This window comes from Ruegeria sp. AG1 (genome assembly GCF_056541705.1).
The window spans coordinates 138927-157951 of the sequence record NZ_JBQFYU010000011.1 but is presented as its reverse complement, the minus strand read 5'-3'; the positions used below and the strand labels follow the sequence as shown (position 1 = coordinate 157951).

The window sequence follows — 19025 nt, the reverse complement described above, 5'->3', positions numbered from 1 at the left end:
GGGTTGGCGATGTCTAACAAGGACCAGATGGATGAACTGGCGCGGCTTTACCTACAAGCCATCGAAAGCGGCGACCTGCCCACGATGCTGAACCTGTTTGCCGAGGACGCGACGGCAACCTCTCCGATATCGGGCAAGCAACCGGCGCGGGACTTCTATACCAACGTGATGAAGATCACGAGCGACCGGTCCACACTTCACAAGAACACCTTTGCCGACACATCCGGCGCGCCGCAGATGGCGGTGCATTTCAACTACACCCGCACCATCCGAAACGGGCACCCTGAAACGATTGAATGCGTAGACCTGTTTGAACTGACCGAGGATCAAACCCGATTCCAATCGGTGCGGATCATCTACGACACCGCACCGGTTCTTGTGGATTTTGGAGAAGCCTGATCCTTAGTGCGCCACCCCCGACGGCCCGTGCTTCATAAGATGCCACTGCCCGTAACTGTCGTTCAGGTCCAGCTTGATCGCCGCGTCGGCCTTGGTCGAGGCACTGCCGATCTCGGCCAAAGTGAATTCAATCCCGCCGGGAATGTCGATCCGCACGCGATGTGGGCCACCACCATGCGGCGCTTCAATAGGACGGCCAGTCGAATTCAGCACATCACCGATAGACACCTTGGCCGTACGCTCCTCCATATCCATCTCGAAATCTATAGGCAGAAACAGAGTCTCATGCACGGTTTTGCACATCGCACGGAAGACGAACCAATGGGTCGCCATCTCTTCGGTCTCTTCCCCGTGGAAGACCTTTTCTAGTGCGGCCCTCTGAGCATCTGAGGCGCTTGGATCGATGATCACCTGCATCTCGCCGCCGCCCTCAAAGATCGGACCCGGCCAGGCATAGATCAAAGCGGCCTTGGCACCCGCTAAGTCGGTATCTCCAAAATGGCCTTTCGAGACTTCAAGCACTTCGAACCCACGGCAATTGCCCTGTGTTGGAAGTTCCTCGAACTGACAAGGGCACGCGTAACCGCAATTACAGTTCCCAAATGCATCACCTTCAACATACCAATCTGTAAAAGCCATCGTCTTCTCCTGTGTTTCACAGTGTGATCGCCCGATGGTGCGGATGCCCGGTTCGCCTGCCTATCGCACCCTAGCATATTTCTGTCCTTTCAAGAACCGGTCGCCAAAACCGCTCGCGCCCGGATTGCTCGCTGATCCGCGCACTAGTTCAGCTTACAAAAATGAGCGCCCATTTCTCTCGCGTTGCTCTTTCCCCACACGCGCCCGTGTTCTATTCACGCATAATGCGATCTTTCATCATCCATATGTCTTCCAGCACGGCCCGCCGCGCCAATGCAGACCAGCTGTGCAACGACCTGCCGAATGCCGAACTCTTCGAGGCTACCAATGGGCGCGACCCGGACCAGATCGCAGATGTCCGTCTGCATCCCGGCAACCTGCACAAACCAAACTACCCGTTCGACCTGCGCCCCGCGGAAATAGGAGTGTTCCAGAGCCACAGGCGTCTCTGGCAAAAACTGGTAGATGAAGAGATCGACCTGGCTATCATCACCGAGGATGACCTGAGCGTCGATCCTGACAAAATGGCCGAAGCAATCAAAATGCTGCACGCCATCGCTACCCCGGACCACTATATCCGCATCCCCGTCAAACAACGCGAAGTCGCGGCCCACACACTGGCCGAGCAAGATGGCCTAAGCCTGATTCTGCCCAAAGTGATCGGCCTGCAATGCGTCTGCCAAATGGTCGGGCGCAACGCCGCCAAACGGCTCTTGAAGGCAACCGATCAAATCGACCGCCCTGTGGATACATTCCTGCAAATGCACTGGATCACCGGTCAGCCAATCCATGCCCTTCTGGGTAGCGGCAACCGCGAAGTGGCCCGCGAAATCGGCGGCTCGACCATCCAGACAAAACCACCCTTCTCAGACAAACTGACCCGCGAAGTCAAACGCGCCGCTTACCGAGCACAGCTCCACCTGCACCCGCAGCGCCCGCCTGCTTCACCTGGCTGAAAATATCTTCGGGGGAATTGCGCTCAAGGCGCGATGGGGGGCAGACAGCCCCCCTGACCCGACCTAAATCAGGACGGAGCCTTGGTCTTGCGCAGATAAGGGAAGATCGTCTCGAACTCACCAAACTTCGTCTTGGCATCTTCGTTCGAAACGGTCGGCGGGATGATCACATCCTCACCCGGCACCCAGTTCGCAGGTGTCGCAACACCCTTGGACGACATCTGCAGCCCGTCCAGTGCCCGCAGGATCTCGGCAAAGTTCCGGCCCACGGTCATCGGATAGGTCATCGACAGCTTCAACTGTTTGTCGGGTCCGATGATGAACACCGAACGTACGGTGGCGCTATCCGCAGGGGTGCGGCCGTCTGGCAGGTAGGCCTCAGCGGGCAGCATGTCGAAGGCTTTCGAAACCGCCAACCCGTCATCTGCAATAATCGGGAAGCCGGGGTTGGCCTTGCCATAGGCTTCGATGTCTTTCTTCCACTTCTTGTGGTCTTCGACCCCGTCGACCGAAACACCGATCACCTTGGTATTGCGCGCCGCCCATTCGTCGTTCAGCTGAGCAACAGCCGAAAACTCGGTGGTGCAGACCGGGGTGAAGTCCTTAGGATGCGAGAACAGGATCGCCCAGCTGTCACCAATCCAATCGTGAAACTGAATGGTGCCCTGATCCGTCTCTGCGGTGAAATTCGGGACCGTGTCGTTGATACGCAAACCCATGGTGCAACTCCTTCTTTGGTTACTGACCGAGTCGAATGCAGTGAACCTAACCACTTTGCGCCAGAGTTAAACCTTCCGCAAAAGTCTTTTTCCGGGGCCTCGCCAAACAAATTTGATCAAATTAACCCCTTGCCGCGCCTCAGAGCGAATGACAGACTGCGCGACAAAACCAGTCTTTGACATCACGGCCCGGAGGATACGCCATGATCGAAAAACGCGATTTCTACATTAACGGTCAATGGGTTGATCCATCTGAGGCGAATGATTTCGAAGTAATCAACCCCTCGACCGAGGAACCCTGCGCGGTGATCTCCCTCGGCGCTCAGGCCGACACTGACGCCGCCGTTGCCGCGGCCAAAGCGGCCTTGCCCGGCTGGATGGCCACGCCGGTCCAAGAGCGTATCGCCCTAGTTGAAAAGCTGGCCGACCTCTACATGACCCGGTCCGAGGATCTGGCGCAGGCCATGTCGCTTGAGATGGGCGCGCCGCTCGACATGTCGCGCACGGCTCAATCCGGTGCCGGGATCTATCACCTGAAAAACTTCATCCGCGCCGCCAAGGCGTTTGAATTCGAGCGTCCTTTGGGCGATCACGCCCCCAATGATCACATCATCTATGAAGCCGTCGGCGTCGCCGGTCTGATCACTCCGTGGAACTGGCCGATGAACCAGATCACCCTCAAAGTCGGCGCGGCGGCGATTGCGGGCTGTACGATGGTTCTGAAACCGTCCGAGCAGAGCCCCCTGAATGCGATGATCTTTGCCGAACTGATGGACGAGGCAGGTTTCCCACCCGGAGTATTCAATCTGGTGAACGGCGATGGCGTGGGTGTCGGTTCGCAACTCTCCGCACATCCGGATGTGGACATGATCAGCTTCACCGGCTCGACCCGCGCGGGTACCGCGATCTCAAAAAGCGCTGCCGATACACTGAAGAAGGTGCATCTGGAGCTGGGCGGCAAAGGCGCCAACGTGATCTTTGAGGATGCGGATGAGAAAGCCGTGAAACGCGGCGTTCTGCACATGATGAACAACACCGGCCAAAGCTGTAACGCTCCAAGCCGGATGCTGGTGCAGCGCCCGATTTATGACAAGGCCGTAGAGACAGCAGCCGAAGTGGCCAACGCTGTCACGGTCGGCCCGGCCACAGAAGAAGGCCGCCATATCGGCCCCGTTGTGAATGAGCTTCAGTGGAACAAGATTCAGGGCCTGATCCAAGCCGGTATCGATGAAGGCGCGCGGCTGGTCGCGGGTGGCACAGGGCGGCCCGAGGGGCTGAACAAGGGCTACTATGTGCGCCCGACGGTGTTTGCCGATGCCAACAACCAGATGACCATTGCGCGGCAGGAGATCTTCGGCCCGGTCCTGACCATGATCCCCTTCGACACCGAGGAAGAAGCCGTCGAGATCGCCAATGACACGCCCTACGGCCTGACCAACTATGTCCAGACACAGGACGGCGCGCGCGCCAACCGCATGGCGCGGGTGTTGCGGTCCGGGATGGTTGAGATGAACGGTCAGTCGCGCAGCGCGGGATCTCCGTTCGGCGGGATGAAGCAATCCGGCAACGGCCGCGAAGGCGGCGTCTTCGGCCTTGAGGATTTTCTTGAGATCAAAGCCGTCGGCGGCTGGGCAGCAGAATAGCCATATGGCCTGATCCAGAAAGTTTGGTGAGGCTCGGGCAGAGCCCCACCCTTTTTTTAGGCTGGACGTACCTCCAGTTGAGGTTGCCCGTCCGACGTCCTTTGCGCTGAGCGCCCATCCCAGCCGATCACCCCGGTTACACGTTGGCGGTACGAGGAAAAGCTCTCGAACTGCACCACATCGACGGGCGTTTCAAAATGCAGCGTAACCCTGCGGTTAGATCCATCACCCAACAGTGTCATGCCGCGTATTTCGGCTGAGAACGGCTGCCCTAGATATCGCCCTTCGACCCGATCTCCGACACGCAAGTGCAAGCGGTTGCCAGCTTTGGCGTGCAGTGTATTCCAATCCCGAACGCCATATTGATGGGCCAGTATTTCCAGCGCCTCGCTATGTGACAGGGTCACATCTTTGGCACGCAGGTCTTCACGCAAGCGCTTGGCCTGCGCTTTCAACTCGTCCACAGGTGGGATCGTCTTTTGTACCGTCATCATGTGCCTCGTTTCCTTAAACGGGCGCGAAATCAGGACGGGGTTCGCATTGCCATCCGCGCGCCGTTAAAGTGGCAACAGATGTTCATATACAGGGTTTCACCAAAGCCAAAGGCCGCGAACGGCAGGGGACCCAAACCTTGCACGCCCTTTTGCACTAGTTGGTTGCCGAGTCAATCAGGCATCCGCCTGCGCGGCCTCATAAGCTAGCATTGCGCGCTTCACCGGCAGACCCCAATGGTATCCGCCAAGACCGCCCGACTTTCGCAAGGCCCGGTGACAGGGGATCAGCCAGCTAACCGGATTGCGCCCAACCGCTGTCCCCACCGCGCGCACCGCCTGAGGCGACCCCACCCGCTGCGCGATTTCCGAATAGGTTGTGACCTGACCTGAGGGGATATGCATTAGCGCCTCCCACACCTTGATCTGCAGGGGTGAGCCGATCAGATGCAATGGTGTCTCAGACCGGTCCGCACCAAAGGAGGCTTCGACCCAAGGACGCAGCTTTTCGGTATCCTCGACGAAATTGGCCTTGGGCCAGCGCGCGGTCATATCCTCCATCGCGGCGGCCTCGCCGATTTCGGCGCCGAACGCAATGCCGCAGATACCCTTGTCGGTCCCCATGACCAGTGCCGGACCAAAGGGGCAATCGAACCATCCCCAGTAGACCGTCAGCCCCGCGCCTTTGCGGGCGTACTCACCGGGGCTCATGGATTCCCATTTCAGGAACAAATCATGCAGGCGGCCGCTGCCTGACAGGCCGACATTATGGGCGGTCTCCAACGTGGTGAACCGTTCCCGCAGCAGCGCCTTGGCATGGCCCAGCGTCAGATATTGCTGGTACCGCTTCGGCGACACCCCGGTCCAGCGCGAGAACAGACGCTGGAAATGGGCGGGGCTCATGCCCATCTGACCGGCCAGTTCTTCAAGGCTGAGGGTTTCGCCGCCCTGATCAATCAACTCGATCGCGCGGCGCATGACGTTGTAGTGGTATCCACTTTCGGGGGTCTGGACGTTCATGGCTTTCACCTCATCTGTTGATCCAAACCATAGCGCGCCGGTCACGCCCCTGCGACCCGGAACTTGCGCATTGGCTTTGGGCTTGTGTCATTGGCCCTTGGGCGGCATTAAGGCTCGGATGGCAAAGCAACTCGATTACCACACGATCCGCGAGATCTTTACGCGCTTTCAAGAGGCCGACCCGGAACCCAAGGGCGAGCTGGAGCATGTGAACGTCTACACTCTGGTCGTTGCAGTGGCGCTTTCGGCGCAAGCGACCGATGCGGGCGTCAACAAAGCCACGCGCGAGCTGTTCAAGATCGCGGACACTCCGCAAAAGATGCTGGATCTGGGCGAAGAGGGCCTGATCGAGCATATCAAAACCATCGGCCTGTTCCGCCAGAAGGCGAAGAACGTCATCAAGCTCAGCCGTATATTGGTCGAGGACTACGATGGCGAGGTTCCCAATTCCCGCGCGGCGCTGCAATCCCTGCCCGGTGTGGGTCGCAAGACGGCCAATGTGGTTCTGAACATGTGGTGGAGGCAACCGGCGCAAGCGGTGGACACGCATATCTTCCGTGTCGGCAACCGCACTGGTATTTGCCCCGGCAAGGACGTAGACGCCGTCGAACGCGCCATCGAGGACAATATTCCAGCCGACTTTCAACTCCATGCACATCACTGGCTGATCCTGCACGGGCGCTATCACTGCAAGGCGCGCAAGCCGCAATGCCCGACCTGTATCATCCGTGATCTCTGTCAATTCGAGGACAAGACCCTATGAAAACCTACCAACTGACCGGCATCGGAAATGCCGTTGTGGATGTCATTTCCCAGGCCGATGACAGTTTCCTGGAACTGATGGGGATTGAAAAAGGCATCATGCAACTGATCGAGCAAGAGCGTGGCGAAGTGCTCTATGCCTCGATGGAGGGTCGGGTGCAGACACCGGGCGGCTCGGTCGCGAACACCATTGCGGGCGCGGGTGCGCTGGGTCTGGATGCTGCCTTTATTGGCCGTGTGCATGATGACGCGTTGGGTAGATTCTATGCCGATGCGATGAACGAAGACGGCGTGGATTTCGTGAACCCACCTGTGCCGGGCGGCGAGCTGCCGACCTCACGCTCGATGATCTTCGTCTCGCCCGATGGTGAGCGGTCGATGAACACCTATCTGGGGATTTCCTCGGAACTGTCGTCTCAGGACGTCTCGGACGAGGTTGCCGGAAACAGCCAGATCATGTTCCTCGAGGGGTATCTGTTCGACAAGGAAAAGGGTAAAGCCGCGTTTCTTGAGGCCGCGCGCGCCTGTCACAGAGGCGGCGGCAAGGCCGGTATCGCCATTTCCGATCCTTTCTGCGTCGAGCGTCACCGGGTCGATTTCCTGCTGCTGATCGAGAACGAACTGGACTTCGTGATCGGCAACGAGGCTGAGATCAAATCGCTGTTCGAAACCGAGGATCTTGAGGACGCACTGGCCAAAACCGCCGCAATCTGCCCTCTGGTCGTCTGCACCCGTTCGGGCGACGGCGTGACGGTTCTGAACGGCGACACCCGTCACGACGTTGCGGTTGAAAAAGTAGTGCCCGTGGATGCGACCGGAGCAGGCGATCAGTTCGCCGCCGGGTTCCTGTTCGGCATGGCCACCGGCCGCGACTATGAGACCTGCGCCAAGATCGGTAATGTCTGCGCGCGCGAAGTGATCAGCCATATCGGCCCGCGCCCCGAAGCCAACTTGCAAGAATTGCTGCGGGAAGAAGGCCTGCTGTAAGACATTGATCCGGGTCGACGCCCACGCGCCGGCCTTCAGGATCCGGCGGCTGCGTCGTTCAACGCCCAATCATACTCATAGGCATTCACACGTTGGGCTTGATTGAGGCGCTGTTGCAACTCCGGGTCGGCTGCTGTTTCGAGATAGGCAATCACGGCCTGCTCATTTGGCCCGAAATCCTCGCGGAACCAGATGTAAATCTTCGACAGGATCAGCCGCCCCTGATCATCGAACCGCACCCCACGCGGGTCGTTGACATAGGCGTGCTCGGCTGCGGCGAGGTCGCGTTCCAATGTCTTGGCCTCCCAGGCGCGGGCCATCAGGTTCGGGCACCCGACCGCTGCACAATTCAGCGCGTAGTGAATGCGCGGCTCATCGAAAGTCGGTCGGATGATGCGGTGTTCGATGTCGTTCAGGGTCAAGATCTGGCCAGAGACCACAGCCAAAGGGCGACCCCATGGGCCGATCGACAACGGCCCATCCTTGATGTCGCGGATCGAGGCGACCGGGTAGGCCTCAAGCACCACATCCACCGTCAGCGCGTTGTAGAGGTTGATCCAATAGGCCAATTGTTGATCGCGGGTCAGATCGGCCGGATCAACGGCCTGCAGCTCGGTTAGATAATCATCCAGAAGCGCGCTGTAAGCCGCGCTCACCTGCCCATAGGCCACCCGGTTCACGCCGCGCGCATCGTGGGCCACATAGCGGGTCAGAAAACGGGTCCAATCGCCATGATCTACCTTCTCACCCGGAGGGGGCGCGGCGCGGGTCAGGGCCGTGTCGGGCAAGGGCGTCGCGGCGGGCAAGGCCAGCCTCTCCACACTGGCACAGGCGGTCAGAAGCGGCAGCAGCATCAGGATCAGAACCTGTCTCATGAAGCGTCCTTTCGGCTTTGACGAGCAGCGCGCAACTGCCCTTTGAGGCGTTTCAGCGGAGCCACCTCAGGGTCTATTAGAGCGGGCAAGTCCGGGCGAGCCGACAGGCCGCGCGTCGCCGAGTTCCACCAATAGGTGCCCATCGGACTGTCCACCCGATCCGGCGCGGCCAGATGCTGATCCCGCTGCGCGTTGTGGACGCACATGGAGAGCGGCCCGTTGGCCGTCGCAACCATGAACACGCAAGAGGCGCAGCGGTCTTTCTCTAACGCATCCGCAGCCATGAAATTGTGGATGAACACGGCCTGCCGCCGTACCGGTCCGCGCAATACGCCGGTCCCCAGCCGCAGAAGGCACCCGGCCAGATGGCTGAGCGCCCAAAGGGCCAGCAGCGGATGGCGGCGGATCAGGCGTCCCACGCTGGGGCGGATGCGGATATGGGCGTCCCGCCCTGTATCCACCTCCTCAAGCGCCGCAATCACCCGCTGCACCAGGCGCTGGTTCGACAGCAACGACACAGCCTTGCCCCCCGCCGAAACTACGCTGCTGTACCGGTTACAACTGGAATGCCCGACGGCTGCCGAGTCAAAATGTAAAGACGTGCCATAGCCCTGCTCGACCGCGCGGATGACGCTGTCTTGCGTGATTGCATCGGGTCGTGCCCGCAACACACCGCGCCCGGTATCGGCCTGCATCTGGAACGAGACAAAACCGACCTCGGGCTGGTCTCGCAGGAACCGGGCCAAAACAGGGAGTTCAGCAAAGTTGCCTCCAAAAACGGTTGTGTTGAAGAGAATACGCAGCCCCAAGCCACGCGCCCGGTCGATATAGGTTTTGCGCACGCGGTTGAGTTCCACCTCGGAGGTGAACCCGTTGCGCTCTTGCGTCATGTCCACGTGAAAGGCCACGTCATCCAGCCCCGCCGCGGCCAATCGCGTCAGCATCGCCCGGCTGGCGCGGATACCGTTGGTCATCAGGCAGGAGCGCATGCCCAGCCGCCTGATCTCACGACAGAGCGCCTCAAGATCGTCAACCTTACGCAGGGTCGGGTCGCCGCCGGTCAATTGAACGGAAATACCCCGGCCATAGTGGCTGCGGATCGTGGCAATCCGCGCAAACAGGACCGAAAGCGGAGGATCATAGGTCATCTCGGCCCGGTCCGAGAGGTAGCAGAGCGTGCAGTCCAGATTGCAGCGCTGCGTCACCTCAAGCGCGACACAGGCCATCGGGTAGAACCGTCCTGCCGTCTGAGAGGGGCCGAACTCTCCGCACCCGCGCAATCCCTCACGCAGAGGCGCACGCCGGTCCAAGCCCTGAAATCGCCGTCCGGCGGGTTTGATTGTGATGGGGTCTGGCAGGGTGTCTTTCATGCACCCAAGCTAGAGGCACGCCTTGACCCGAACCACGCCCCCTCACGGCAACGTGCAGGCTGGTGATCAGCTCAGATGATCCGCAAAACCCGCGATCACCTGCTCATAGACCGCGCGCTTGAACGGCACGATTTCTTCAACCAATTGGTCCGGGGCCTGCCATTTCCAACTGGTGAATTCGGGATGATCCGTTGCAATATTGATCTGGTCGTCATGGCCGGTGAAGCGCAGCAGAAACCATTTCTGCTCTTGCCCGCGATAACGGCCTTTCCAGATTTTTGGGACGATTTCGTGGGGCAGATCATAGGGCAGCCAGCCGTCAGTCTCGGCCACGACCTCGACCAGATTAGCTGTCACGCCGGTTTCTTCCCACAGCTCGCGCAAAGCCGCATCTTGGGGGTCCTCGCCCTTGTCCACCCCGCCCTGAGGCATCTGCCAGGCGTCCTTGTGGCGGTCATTGCGTTGGCCGACAAAGATCTTGCCCTCGGCATTCATCAGCATCAGCCCCACACAGGGGCGATAGGGCAGTTTGGCGATCTCTTCCGGGGTCATGAGGGGCCTCTTGGACATGCTTTGCGACCTCTCTATCAAGCCGCGCGGCAGGCGCAAAGGGGATGACGTTAGGTTTCGCGTGACAATGTTTACGTGAACGTCATTCTATTCCTCAACTTCGGAAGGGAGAGTTCGCCATGACTGCGTACCCAAACATGCTGGCCCCGCTGGACTTGGGCTTTACCACGTTGAAGAACCGCGTGCTGATGGGCTCGATGCATACCGGGTTGGAAGAGACCGGCGACTGGAACCGCGTGGCCGAGTTCTATGCGGATCGTGCCCGCGGGGGCGTGGCGCTGATGGTGACGGGCGGGATTGGCCCGAACCTCGAAGGCTCGGTCCTTCCGGGCGCGGCGATGATGACCACCGATAAGGACGTGGCGAACCACTCGGTCGTGACCGACCGCGTGCATGAGGCGGGTGGCAAAATCGCGATGCAAATTCTGCATGCGGGACGCTATGCCTATGGCCCCAAATGCGTGGCGCCCAGCCCGGTGAAATCCCCGATTTCTCCGTTCCCGCCCAGTGAGCTGGACGAAGACGGGATCGAGAAGCAGATCAGCGACATTGTGAACGCGGCGGTCCTCGCCCAAAAGGCGGGCTATGACGGGGTCGAGATCATGGGCTCTGAGGGGTATTTCCTGAACCAATTCCTCGTGACCCACACCAATAAACGTGAGGATCGCTGGGGCGGCTCCTATGAAAACCGGATGCGCCTGCCGATAGAAGTCGTGCGGCGCACGCGTGAGGCTGTGGGTACTGATTTCATCATCATCTATCGCCTGTCGATGATCGATCTGGTCCCGAATGGCTCGACCCATGAAGAGGTGGTCGAACTTGCACAGCGGATCGAACAAGCCGGCGCGACGATCATCAACACCGGCATCGGCTGGCACGAAGCGCGGATTCCCACCATCGCAACCAGCGTTCCGCGTGCGGCCTTTGCCTGGGTGACCAAAAAGCTGATGGGTAAGGTTGGTATCCCGGTGATCACCTCGAACCGGATCAACACGCCCGAGGTTGCAGAAGAGGTTCTGTCGACCGGCTGTGCCGACATGGTCTCGCTGGCGCGTCCGATGCTGGCGGACGCGGATTTCGTCAACAAGGCGATTGCCGGTCAGTCCGCGCAGATCGCGCCGTGTATCGCCTGTAACCAGGCCTGCCTGGACCATACGTTCGGCGGAAAGCTAACTTCTTGCCTGGTCAACCCACGTGCCTGCCATGAGACCGAACTGGTCATTGGCAAGGCCGAGACGCGCAAGACCGTTGCCATTGTGGGCGCTGGGCCGGCCGGCCTGTCTACCGCCATGACCGCCGCCCAGCGCGGCCATGACGTCACGCTGTTCGATCGCGCCTCGGAGATCGGCGGACAGTTGAACATGGCGAAACAGGTGCCGGGGAAAGAGGAATTCTGGGGGCTGGTCGATTGGTACCGCACCATGATGGACGATCTGGACGTTAAGGTGGAACTGAACCGTGAGGTCAGCGCCGACGACCTGACCGGCTTTGACGAAGTCGTCATTGCCACCGGCGTTATCCCACGTGATCCGGAAATCCCCGGTCAGGACCGTGACAACGTCATCAGCTATATCGACGTGCTGCGCGAGAAAGCAGAGGTCGGCAAGTCCGTCGCCGTGATCGGCGCTGGTGGTATCGGCTTTGACGTATCCGAGTTCCTGCTGGAAGACGGCCACAGCATCACCACCGACCTGCCTGCCTGGATGAAGGAATGGGGCGTGACCGACCCGGAGCAGCACCGCTCGGGTCTGGCACCGGAAGGCCCTCAGCCTGCAGCCCCAGCACGTCAGGTGACTCTGCTGCAGCGCAAGAAACAGGCGCATGGTAAAGGCTTGGGCAAGACCACCGGTTGGATTCACCGCGCGACGCTCAAGATGAAAAACGTCAACTTCGTCGGCGGCGTGAACTACGAGCATATCGACGATGACGGCCTGCATATCAGCTTTGGCGAAGAACGCGCTGACCCGACGCTGATTGCTGCGGACACCATCGTTCTGTGTTCCGGTCAACTGTCCGAGCGCAGCCTTGCAGACGCCCTGATCGAACGCGGGATCACGCCGCATGTGATTGGTGGCGCAGATGTTGCGGCGGAATTGGATGCGAAACGGGCGATCAATCAGGGCACCCGTCTGGCCGCCGCAATGTAGGGGCTCTGAGGTCTACATGGTATAGGTCAGGCCTGTCTCTTTCTCGAATCGGGCCATGTAGGTTTCGTAGTCGCGGTAGGCGCGATGGAACAGCAGGCGCGCCATTCGCGTCGCGCGCCAAGGTTTTTTGCCACCGACATAGTGCCAGATTTTCGGAGTTCTGTTTGCATCACTCAGATGTTTGCGGAACGTCTTAGACATTTTCCGGTATTTCGGACTGTGCGCGTCAAACCAGATCTGAGGCCGCGTGTTCCACTGAATAGGCAAGCGAAACCAGCGACCGTGAAACAATTGGTTCATTCTGTCCTGTTCGGGCAGGTAGGGAATGTGCGGAACCAGCTTCTCGAAATCGCTAATTTCACGTAATTCACGATCGCCATGAATGGCCGAACAGTCCATCACCATGATACCGGCATTGAAATACCCTTCGCCCGGTATGAACCCCAACCTAATGCTCTTGCTCACACGGCTGAGTGACTTTTTATGCTCGCGTCCCGGTCTGAAAATCTGCTGCAGGGAGGGGCGCAGAAAATCCCCTCCGCCAAGCGTCACCAACCCCATATCCACACAAGCGGCAAAGGGCTGCCCTTCAAGGTCCATATCCAGCAATTCCCAAACATCCGAAACAACCAGAGTGTCCGCATCCACAAAAACGCAGCGCTTTTCGCAAAGCTGGGGCAGAAACAAAGGCAGCATCGTGATCGCAGGGAACTTCGTCTTATACTCGGAAAAGCCTGGCAGATTTTCCAGATCGAATTTCTGGTAAGAAATCGTCCCTCCCGTGAGGGATTGATTGACCTGCTCAACAATCGCAATGTCTTCGTCTGTGAAATCCTGCCCGAAGATTGTCACATCCAAAGGCTTGCTGGCGTTTTTGACAGCGGAATATGCGGAAAGCAGAGCCGGGAACAGAAAAGACCTGTTCACGCCATAGACCACCTGCATCGCGCCCCCCCTTGATCACGTCAATGTGATGAGAAGGAATAGCAGCGAATAGCAGGCACTTCAAACCCTTAGCGGCCCTCAAAACTCTTGCTTTGCGGCGTTACCCGGCGCCCCCTTATTCGACCGAAATCGTAATCACTTCGGATACAATGGACGGGTTGTGCGGCACGTGTCCAGCATCGCCCAGAACCAGTTGTAGCGTGTGCTGACCTGCGGGCAGATCCAGAGTGACCTCGGTCTGGCCACCGCCGAAATGCATGTGGTTGTCGTCTGCGGGCAACCCGTAAAGCAACTCATCCGCGCCGTCTTCGCCCTGACCCAGCGGCGGGCGGTTGATCAGCAGGTGGTGGTGGCCGGTATTGTCCGCTTCGGTCCCGGCAGGCGCAACGCCCATGCCGCTGAGGCCAAAGACCACCGTGACCGGTGATTGCACTGTGTCGCCATCCGCAAGGTTCGCGAAATAGACCTGCGCCCCCGGCGCGGATGGCGTTTGTTCCTGCGCCCCGACAGCTGTGGCAAACAGAGCAACTGAAATGGCTGTAAAAATGGCTTTCATGATCTCCTCCCTCGTCACAAAAATGCCATTCTAAACCTAGCACATCTTGAATATTTTCCAGAAAACGCCCGTTTGCAGGGCGATCACCATCGCGGGAAACAACTGTTTCCGCGTTTCTGATACGCAAACGATCCGATTCAAAACCCTGATATTATCCCATGTCCGCCCCGATTCCGCCCAGATTGAGGGGCAAAGTCGTTGCAAGTAGCAAGACCTGGGGAACGAGAATGGATCGACTGACGGAAATGGAAGCCTTTGCCAACGTGGTGGACCAAGGTGGCTTCACCGATGCGGCCAAGAAGATGGGTATCTCCAAATCAGCCGTTTCCAAGCACGTGTCCAGCCTCGAGTCGCGGCTGGGGGCACGACTGCTCAACCGGACCACACGCCGCGTTTCTCCGACCGAGATTGGGTTGGCCTACTATGACCGCGCCCGTCGGGTGTTGAACGACGCGGGTGAGGCGGATTCGCTGGTCACCGCGATGCAATCGGCCCCTTCTGGCCTGCTGCGGATCAGCGTGGCGACGGATTTCGGGGTCAATCACCTGTCGCCCGTGCTGTCAGATTTTCTGGCCACCTATCCCGACATTACCGTGAACATGGTGCTCAATAACCGCTACGTGGAACTGATTTCCGAGGGCTTTGACGTCGCCGTTCGCATCGGAGAGCTGGAAGACAGCACTTTGCGCGCCCGAAAGCTGACCGAGACCGTCAAACGCATGGTCGCGGCCCCCAGCTATATCGAGAAATACGGACGTCCGCAGAAGATCGACGATCTGAACGAACACAAGCTGCTGCACTATTCCAGCCAATCCTCGGGCAATGTCTGGCGCCTAACTGCCCCGTCGGGCGAGAAACGTCAGGTGCGCACGGCCGGTTGGCTCAGCGTGAATGATGGCCAATCGCTGTTAAACGCGGCGGTCTCGGGCCTCGGGATCGCCTATCTGCCCAGCTATCTTTACGCTGATGCGCTGAAATCCGGTGAGGTTGTGGATGCAATGCCATCCCTGCCGGATGAGGTGCAAGGCATCTACGCGGTCTATCCTCCAGGCCGCTTCACTCAGCCCAAGGTACGGGCCTTCATAGACTTCCTCGTTGATGCGTATTCCGAAAAAGGCGCGATGGACTGGTAATTCTCCCGGTGAACTGGATCGGCCCGTGCGTTCTGCGTGCGGGTCTTTTTTTTTGAAGACGCGTCAGTTGACCAGCAAGACAGCCTCAACCCTGCGATTCAGGTCGCGCCCTTCCGGCGTCGCGTTCGAGGTCAGCGGAGCAAGGTATCCCACACCCTGTGCTTCGATCCGGTCCGCCGCGACGCCGTGCGTGTCGATCAGACGGGCGCGCACGGCCTGCGCACGTTCGGTGCTGACCTTTGTATTGGCCTGCAACGTGCCGGTATCATCAGTATGCCCGACCAACGCCAACCGAGTCGACGGGTTGTCGGCCAGGAACTGCGCGAGCAACGACAAGGAGGCGAACGGGCCGTCGCCCAGCGCCACCTCGCCGGTGCGGAAATGTAAATCGTCGAGAATCACATGGCCCGACTGCTGCAATGCGGCCAAAAGGCCCTCCGTTCCGCTGGCGGATTGCTCAACGACCACAGGCGTTGGAGCCAGAGCATCAACGGGTGCAACGCGGATCAGTTGCACATAGCCATCCGGCGGGTTACGGCTGACCAGCAGGCTGAGCGCCTCGTCGCCCTTGGTGGCAGACAGAAAACGATAGTCGCGAATGGCGACATACATATCCGGTGTTGGAACCACTTCGGTTCCGAAGCGGAAATCGAACCCGCCGCAGGTCCGAGCCTCACATTCAAACAGGATATCAAAGCCCTGCGCCACGAGCTGATCCCGCAGCGGAGCCAGCAACTGCAGCGTCGTGCTAGAGCCCGCCTGCAAACGCCATGTCAGCCGCTCGACCCGCCCCTCGACGGTGCGGGACGGGACTATGCCATCTGCAACGGGCCCTGTGGGCAGCTCATAGCTGTCCAGCTGCGAAGTCCTCTCGCTGATCTGACGAGCGCTGGCGGGCAGAGTCAGATCTTGCGCCAGAACGGGCCCGGCCATCAGACAAAAGGCAAGGGCGAGGCATCGGATCATCGGGATTGCGCGTGGTATTCGGGGTTGGGCGCCATTGCGGTGGCACTGGCCACCCGGTTGGACATGTTGAAGAATCCGGTGACGTTGGCGATGTCCCAGATATCCCGGTCACTGAAGCCCTGATCGCGCAGGTGCTGGCGGTCGGCCTCTTCAATCTCGGCGCTTGCGGTGGTCATCTTGGCCGCGAAATCCAACATCGCACGCTGGCGCGCATCCAGAGAGGCGGTGCGGTAGTTCATCACCAGCATCTCGCCCAATTGCGGATCACCGGAAATCTGCCTAACGGCTGCACCATGAGCAACAAGGCAGTAGAAGCACTTGTTGATCGAGGACACGACCACCGCGATCATCTCACGTTCAAGCTTGGACAGCCCGCTATCTGCCAGCATCAGGTCGTTGTACATGGCGGTGAAGGCGTTCAATTTGTCGATGTCGAACGCGTAGGCTTTCAGCACATTCGGCACCATGCCCAGCTTTTCGAGGCAGACATCAAAGTATTTCTGCGTCTCCGGCGGCAAAGGGTCGGCCATGGGCAGGTTCAGCGCGGTGGGTAGATCAGTCTGCTTCACGGGCTTTCTTAACTCCTTAGACACGTTGACGATAATGGTATTCCCCGACAATCTCCATCCCGAGCGCACGGTAGAGGCCATTCGCCCCTTCGTTGGCCTTTGTACAGATCACGCTGAGCGTTTTCGCTCCATTGTCCTGCGCCCAAAAACCCGCAGCCCGCATGGCCCATTGGCCCAAGCCCTGACGGCGATGATCTGGCAGGATCTCAAGCGCATGTACCATGGCCACATCACCTTGCATGGCCAAGAACACAGTTCCCGCGGGGCGATCAGAATGCCGTAACAGGAACGCGGTCTTGGGGGTCGCAGCACGCGCCATCACGGCCAGACGTTCAGGGCCGATACCGCCCTTGGCCCAGATCTCCTCCATGACTGCAAGCGGGGGCCAAATGTCGAACGCGGTCACGCGGGGCAGAGGCTGATCAGTCAGCTGTTCCGGCGGGCAAGCGTAGATGTTGACCGGGTCCAGTACCTCATAGCCGCGCGCTTCCAGTTGGGCGTCGAGCTTGTGGTCATCGGGCCACAGACAAAAGATGCGTTTCTGGCCCATGGCCTGCATGGCACCCTCGGCCGTGACGATATCGGCCTCGGTTGCGTCACCCAGCGCATTGGCGGCAGACACGCGCGATCCACCCCCCTGCCCTTCTCGCAGGCGGAAGGAGCCAAGGGTCTCATAGCGCGCAGCGGGCCATGTTCCGTCAACGATGTCGGGCCAGTTGATGTTCACAACTCGAGCTCTTTTGCCAATTGGGTCATGGCCGCGTCGATGCGCGCACCCTCTGTCCCTCGGACCACCACGTTGGCTCCGAAGACCCCGTTGATCTGAAACGGATAGCAGCCGATGGACAGGTCCGAGAACGCCTCAGCCAGTGCAGACAACGTGGCAGCAATGTCGCCTTCGCCCCGATCCACCCGCAATGTCTGAGACAACAGCGGGCTACCGCCCGTCAGACCCGGCAAAACACTAGCCACCATGGCTTGGAAGACCGAGGGCACCCCGGCCATCACATGCACATTTTCGATGGTAAATCCGGGCGCGGTTGAGACCGGATTGTCGATCAGCGCGGCCCCATCAGGAATGCGGGCCATACGCAGGCGAGCCTCATTCAACTCCAGCCCTGACTTGTCGTAATGCGCCTGCAAAAGCGCGCGCGCGTCGTCGCGCACGTCGATGGGGGTGCCAAAAGCGCGGGCGATGCAATCGGCGGTGATATCGTCATGTGTCGGCCCGATGCCGCCGCTGGTGAAGACATTGTCGTAGGAAACCGACAGCGCCTTGACCGCCGCCTCGATCGCCGGGGCGTCATCGCTGACAATACGCACTTCTTTCAGGTCGATGCCATGCTTGGTCAGCTCACCAGCAAGATAGTGCATGTTCGCATCGCGCGTCCGGCCCGAGAGGATTTCATCCCCGATGACAAGCATTGCAGCGGTTGGATTGGCCATGGCGCGCGCCCCCTCTTGATCGGCTGTTGGGGCAGGTATAGGCCGTGGGGCATGAGATTTGAAACCCCCCTTGTCCCCGCCCGCCTGATCCGCCGCTACAAACGCTTTCTGGCCGATTGCACGCTAGAGGACGGACGCGAGGTGACAGCCCACTGCGCCAACCCGGGCTCGATGATGGGACTGGCTGAACCGGGCGAGAAAATCTGGTTGGAACCCAATGACGATCCGAAGAAAAAGCTGAAATACGGCTGGCGGCTGGTCGATCACGAGAATGGCCATTTCACCGGCGTCGATACTTCGGTGCCGAACCGGGCACTTCGCGCGGCATTAGAGGGCGGCGAGATCCCCGAACTGTCCGCCTATGAAACCGTCCTGGCCGAGGTGAAATACGGCCAGAACAGCCGCATTGATTTCCTGCTGACCCAACCCGGCCTGCCGGATGCCTATGTCGAGGTCAAAAGTGTCACGCTTTCCCGCCAGCCCGGTCTTGCCGAGTTCCCCGACAGCGTCACCGCTCGCGGCACCAAACATCTGGGCGAGCTGGCCGCCATGGCCGAGCGGGGCCACCGCGCGATCATGCTGTATCTGGTGCAACGCACCGATTGCGACCGCTTCGCGCTGGCCGCCGATATCGATCACGCCTATGCGGCGGCTTTTGAGACAGCGCAAGCGCAGGGGGTTGAGCGGTTGGTCTACAGCACACGGATTTCGCCAGAGGGGGTTTGGGTTGTCCCAAATCAATTCTAAGACCTGTCAACCAACTATTTTGCAATCAAAGAAGTTTCAGTTTCCTTGCCTTACAAGAGCCACATTGCACAACCATAGCGAGATT

21 protein-coding genes are annotated in these 19025 nt (G+C 59.5%); 8 read left to right on the top strand and 13 right to left on the bottom strand.

Annotated features, from left to right (window positions below):
* The first annotated feature begins 9 nt into the window (after positions 1-9).
* On the top strand, positions 10-399 hold the full coding sequence (locus ACR0B5_RS17215; RefSeq protein ID WP_480542111.1) for a nuclear transport factor 2 family protein: 390 nt from the start codon (positions 10-12) through the stop codon (positions 397-399).
* Positions 400-402: 3 nt separating this feature from the next.
* On the opposite strand, the gene ACR0B5_RS17210 is transcribed toward ACR0B5_RS17215, so the two are convergent.
* Entirely contained in the window at positions 403-1038 is a 636-nt protein-coding gene (locus ACR0B5_RS17210; protein ID WP_170473102.1) for a DUF1326 domain-containing protein, read from the bottom strand.
* 224 nt (positions 1039-1262) lie between these two features.
* Between ACR0B5_RS17210 and ACR0B5_RS17205 the strand changes: the two genes are divergently transcribed.
* Positions 1263-1994, top strand: a complete 732-nt coding sequence (locus tag ACR0B5_RS17205) for a glycosyltransferase family 25 protein (RefSeq protein WP_480542109.1) — start codon at positions 1263-1265, stop codon at positions 1992-1994.
* 68 nt (positions 1995-2062) lie between these two features.
* Here the strand turns inward: ACR0B5_RS17205 and ACR0B5_RS17200 are convergent, their stop codons facing one another.
* Positions 2063-2713, bottom strand: coding sequence for a peroxiredoxin (locus ACR0B5_RS17200; RefSeq protein WP_480542107.1), 651 nt, complete (start codon positions 2711-2713; stop codon positions 2063-2065).
* Positions 2714-2916: 203 nt separating this feature from the next.
* Here ACR0B5_RS17200 and ACR0B5_RS17195 point away from each other — a divergent pair, with 203 nt between their 5' ends.
* The gene (locus ACR0B5_RS17195; protein WP_480542105.1) at positions 2917-4356 is read left to right on the top strand and encodes an aldehyde dehydrogenase family protein; all 1440 of its coding nucleotides are present in this window, start codon (positions 2917-2919) and stop codon (positions 4354-4356) included.
* A 56-nt stretch (positions 4357-4412) separates the two neighbouring features.
* Here ACR0B5_RS17195 and ACR0B5_RS17190 read toward each other — a convergent pair whose 3' ends face one another.
* Complete coding sequence (locus ACR0B5_RS17190) at positions 4413-4850, bottom strand: glyoxalase superfamily protein (protein WP_480542103.1); 438 nt, start codon at positions 4848-4850, stop codon at positions 4413-4415.
* Positions 4851-5024: 174 nt separating this feature from the next.
* Entirely contained in the window at positions 5025-5867 is an 843-nt protein-coding gene (locus tag ACR0B5_RS17185; RefSeq protein WP_480542101.1) for a methylated-DNA--[protein]-cysteine S-methyltransferase, read from the bottom strand.
* Between the two features lie 118 nt (positions 5868-5985).
* Between ACR0B5_RS17185 and nth the strand changes: the two genes are divergently transcribed.
* Together nth and ACR0B5_RS17175 are read left to right on the top strand one after the other, a co-directional pair.
* Positions 5986-6630 carry an endonuclease III gene (nth, locus tag ACR0B5_RS17180; protein ID WP_353008773.1) on the top strand — a complete coding sequence of 215 codons (645 nt, stop codon included), beginning with the start codon at positions 5986-5988 and terminating at the stop codon, positions 6628-6630.
* Positions 6627-7616 (top strand): adenosine kinase, encoded by a 990-nt coding sequence (locus ACR0B5_RS17175; RefSeq protein WP_480542099.1) that lies wholly within the window; start codon positions 6627-6629, stop codon positions 7614-7616. Before nth ends, ACR0B5_RS17175 begins: the two co-directional genes overlap by 4 nt.
* 35 nt (positions 7617-7651) lie before the next feature.
* On the opposite strand, the gene ACR0B5_RS17170 is transcribed toward ACR0B5_RS17175, so the two are convergent.
* The 3 genes from ACR0B5_RS17170 to ACR0B5_RS17160 all read right to left on the bottom strand — a co-directional run bounded on the left by ACR0B5_RS17170 (position 7652) and on the right by ACR0B5_RS17160 (position 10413).
* On the bottom strand, positions 7652-8491 hold the full coding sequence (locus tag ACR0B5_RS17170; protein ID WP_480542097.1) for a DUF547 domain-containing protein: 840 nt from the start codon (positions 8489-8491) through the stop codon (positions 7652-7654).
* The gene (locus ACR0B5_RS17165) at positions 8488-9861 is read right to left on the bottom strand and encodes a radical SAM protein (RefSeq protein ID WP_480542095.1); all 1374 of its coding nucleotides are present in this window, start codon (positions 9859-9861) and stop codon (positions 8488-8490) included. Before ACR0B5_RS17165 ends, ACR0B5_RS17170 begins: the two co-directional genes overlap by 4 nt.
* A 66-nt stretch (positions 9862-9927) precedes the next feature.
* The gene (locus tag ACR0B5_RS17160) at positions 9928-10413 is read right to left on the bottom strand and encodes an RNA pyrophosphohydrolase (protein ID WP_480542093.1); all 486 of its coding nucleotides are present in this window, start codon (positions 10411-10413) and stop codon (positions 9928-9930) included.
* 137 nt (positions 10414-10550) lie between these two features.
* On the opposite strand from ACR0B5_RS17160, the gene ACR0B5_RS17155 reads away from it, so the two are divergent.
* Entirely contained in the window at positions 10551-12578 is a 2028-nt protein-coding gene (locus ACR0B5_RS17155) for a 2,4-dienoyl-CoA reductase FMN-binding domain-containing protein (RefSeq protein WP_480542091.1), read from the top strand.
* Positions 12579-12590: 12 nt separating this feature from the next.
* Here ACR0B5_RS17155 and ACR0B5_RS17150 read toward each other — a convergent pair whose 3' ends face one another.
* Positions 12591-13523, bottom strand: coding sequence for a glycosyltransferase family 8 protein (locus ACR0B5_RS17150; RefSeq protein ID WP_480542089.1), 933 nt, complete (start codon positions 13521-13523; stop codon positions 12591-12593).
* Positions 13524-13638: 115 nt separating this feature from the next.
* Positions 13639-14079, bottom strand: coding sequence for a DUF4399 domain-containing protein (locus tag ACR0B5_RS17145; RefSeq protein ID WP_480542087.1), 441 nt, complete (start codon positions 14077-14079; stop codon positions 13639-13641).
* 227 nt (positions 14080-14306) lie between these two features.
* Here ACR0B5_RS17145 and ACR0B5_RS17140 point away from each other — a divergent pair, with 227 nt between their 5' ends.
* On the top strand, positions 14307-15212 hold the full coding sequence (locus ACR0B5_RS17140; RefSeq protein WP_170473069.1) for a LysR family transcriptional regulator: 906 nt from the start codon (positions 14307-14309) through the stop codon (positions 15210-15212).
* Between the two features lie 63 nt (positions 15213-15275).
* On the opposite strand, the gene ACR0B5_RS17135 is transcribed toward ACR0B5_RS17140, so the two are convergent.
* From ACR0B5_RS17135 to ACR0B5_RS17120, 4 genes are read right to left on the bottom strand one after another with little or no spacing between them, the layout of a single operon-like run.
* Positions 15276-16178 (bottom strand): OmpA family protein, encoded by a 903-nt coding sequence (locus ACR0B5_RS17135; protein ID WP_480542085.1) that lies wholly within the window; start codon positions 16176-16178, stop codon positions 15276-15278.
* Positions 16175-16747, bottom strand: coding sequence for a peroxidase-related enzyme (locus ACR0B5_RS17130; RefSeq protein WP_480542083.1), 573 nt, complete (start codon positions 16745-16747; stop codon positions 16175-16177). Before ACR0B5_RS17130 ends, ACR0B5_RS17135 begins: the two co-directional genes overlap by 4 nt.
* A 16-nt stretch (positions 16748-16763) precedes the next feature.
* Positions 16764-17474, bottom strand: coding sequence for a GNAT family N-acetyltransferase (locus ACR0B5_RS17125; RefSeq protein ID WP_480542081.1), 711 nt, complete (start codon positions 17472-17474; stop codon positions 16764-16766).
* Positions 17471-18193 carry a competence/damage-inducible protein A gene (locus ACR0B5_RS17120; protein WP_480542079.1) on the bottom strand — a complete coding sequence of 241 codons (723 nt, stop codon included), beginning with the start codon at positions 18191-18193 and terminating at the stop codon, positions 17471-17473. Before ACR0B5_RS17120 ends, ACR0B5_RS17125 begins: the two co-directional genes overlap by 4 nt.
* A gap of 51 nt (positions 18194-18244) precedes the next feature.
* Between ACR0B5_RS17120 and sfsA the strand changes: the two genes are divergently transcribed.
* Positions 18245-18940 (top strand): DNA/RNA nuclease SfsA, encoded by a 696-nt coding sequence (gene sfsA / locus ACR0B5_RS17115; RefSeq protein ID WP_480542077.1) that lies wholly within the window; start codon positions 18245-18247, stop codon positions 18938-18940.
* Positions 18941-19025: the final 85 nt, after the last annotated feature.

Excerpts from the sequence above, each read along its gene's own strand:
- ACR0B5_RS17215 (WP_480542111.1), top strand. The coding sequence starts at position 10 with ATGTCTAACAAGGACCAGATGGATGAACTGGCGCGGCTTTACCTACAA.
- ACR0B5_RS17210 (WP_170473102.1), bottom strand. The coding sequence starts at position 1,038 with ATGGCTTTTACAGATTGGTATGTTGAAGGTGATGCATTTGGGAACTGT.
- ACR0B5_RS17205 (WP_480542109.1), top strand. The coding sequence starts at position 1,263 with ATGCGATCTTTCATCATCCATATGTCTTCCAGCACGGCCCGCCGCGCC.
- ACR0B5_RS17200 (WP_480542107.1), bottom strand. The coding sequence starts at position 2,713 with ATGGGTTTGCGTATCAACGACACGGTCCCGAATTTCACCGCAGAGACG.
- ACR0B5_RS17195 (WP_480542105.1), top strand. The coding sequence starts at position 2,917 with ATGATCGAAAAACGCGATTTCTACATTAACGGTCAATGGGTTGATCCA.
- ACR0B5_RS17190 (WP_480542103.1), bottom strand. The coding sequence starts at position 4,850 with ATGATGACGGTACAAAAGACGATCCCACCTGTGGACGAGTTGAAAGCG.
- ACR0B5_RS17185 (WP_480542101.1), bottom strand. The coding sequence starts at position 5,867 with ATGAACGTCCAGACCCCCGAAAGTGGATACCACTACAACGTCATGCGC.
- nth (WP_353008773.1), top strand. The coding sequence starts at position 5,986 with ATGGCAAAGCAACTCGATTACCACACGATCCGCGAGATCTTTACGCGC.
- ACR0B5_RS17175 (WP_480542099.1), top strand. The coding sequence starts at position 6,627 with ATGAAAACCTACCAACTGACCGGCATCGGAAATGCCGTTGTGGATGTC.
- ACR0B5_RS17170 (WP_480542097.1), bottom strand. The coding sequence starts at position 8,491 with ATGAGACAGGTTCTGATCCTGATGCTGCTGCCGCTTCTGACCGCCTGT.
- ACR0B5_RS17165 (WP_480542095.1), bottom strand. The coding sequence starts at position 9,861 with ATGAAAGACACCCTGCCAGACCCCATCACAATCAAACCCGCCGGACGG.
- ACR0B5_RS17160 (WP_480542093.1), bottom strand. The coding sequence starts at position 10,413 with ATGACCCCGGAAGAGATCGCCAAACTGCCCTATCGCCCCTGTGTGGGG.
- ACR0B5_RS17155 (WP_480542091.1), top strand. The coding sequence starts at position 10,551 with ATGACTGCGTACCCAAACATGCTGGCCCCGCTGGACTTGGGCTTTACC.
- ACR0B5_RS17150 (WP_480542089.1), bottom strand. The coding sequence starts at position 13,523 with ATGCAGGTGGTCTATGGCGTGAACAGGTCTTTTCTGTTCCCGGCTCTG.
- ACR0B5_RS17145 (WP_480542087.1), bottom strand. The coding sequence starts at position 14,079 with ATGAAAGCCATTTTTACAGCCATTTCAGTTGCTCTGTTTGCCACAGCT.
- ACR0B5_RS17140 (WP_170473069.1), top strand. The coding sequence starts at position 14,307 with ATGGATCGACTGACGGAAATGGAAGCCTTTGCCAACGTGGTGGACCAA.
- ACR0B5_RS17135 (WP_480542085.1), bottom strand. The coding sequence starts at position 16,178 with ATGATCCGATGCCTCGCCCTTGCCTTTTGTCTGATGGCCGGGCCCGTT.
- ACR0B5_RS17120 (WP_480542079.1), bottom strand. The coding sequence starts at position 18,193 with ATGGCCAATCCAACCGCTGCAATGCTTGTCATCGGGGATGAAATCCTC.
- sfsA (WP_480542077.1), top strand. The coding sequence starts at position 18,245 with ATGAGATTTGAAACCCCCCTTGTCCCCGCCCGCCTGATCCGCCGCTAC.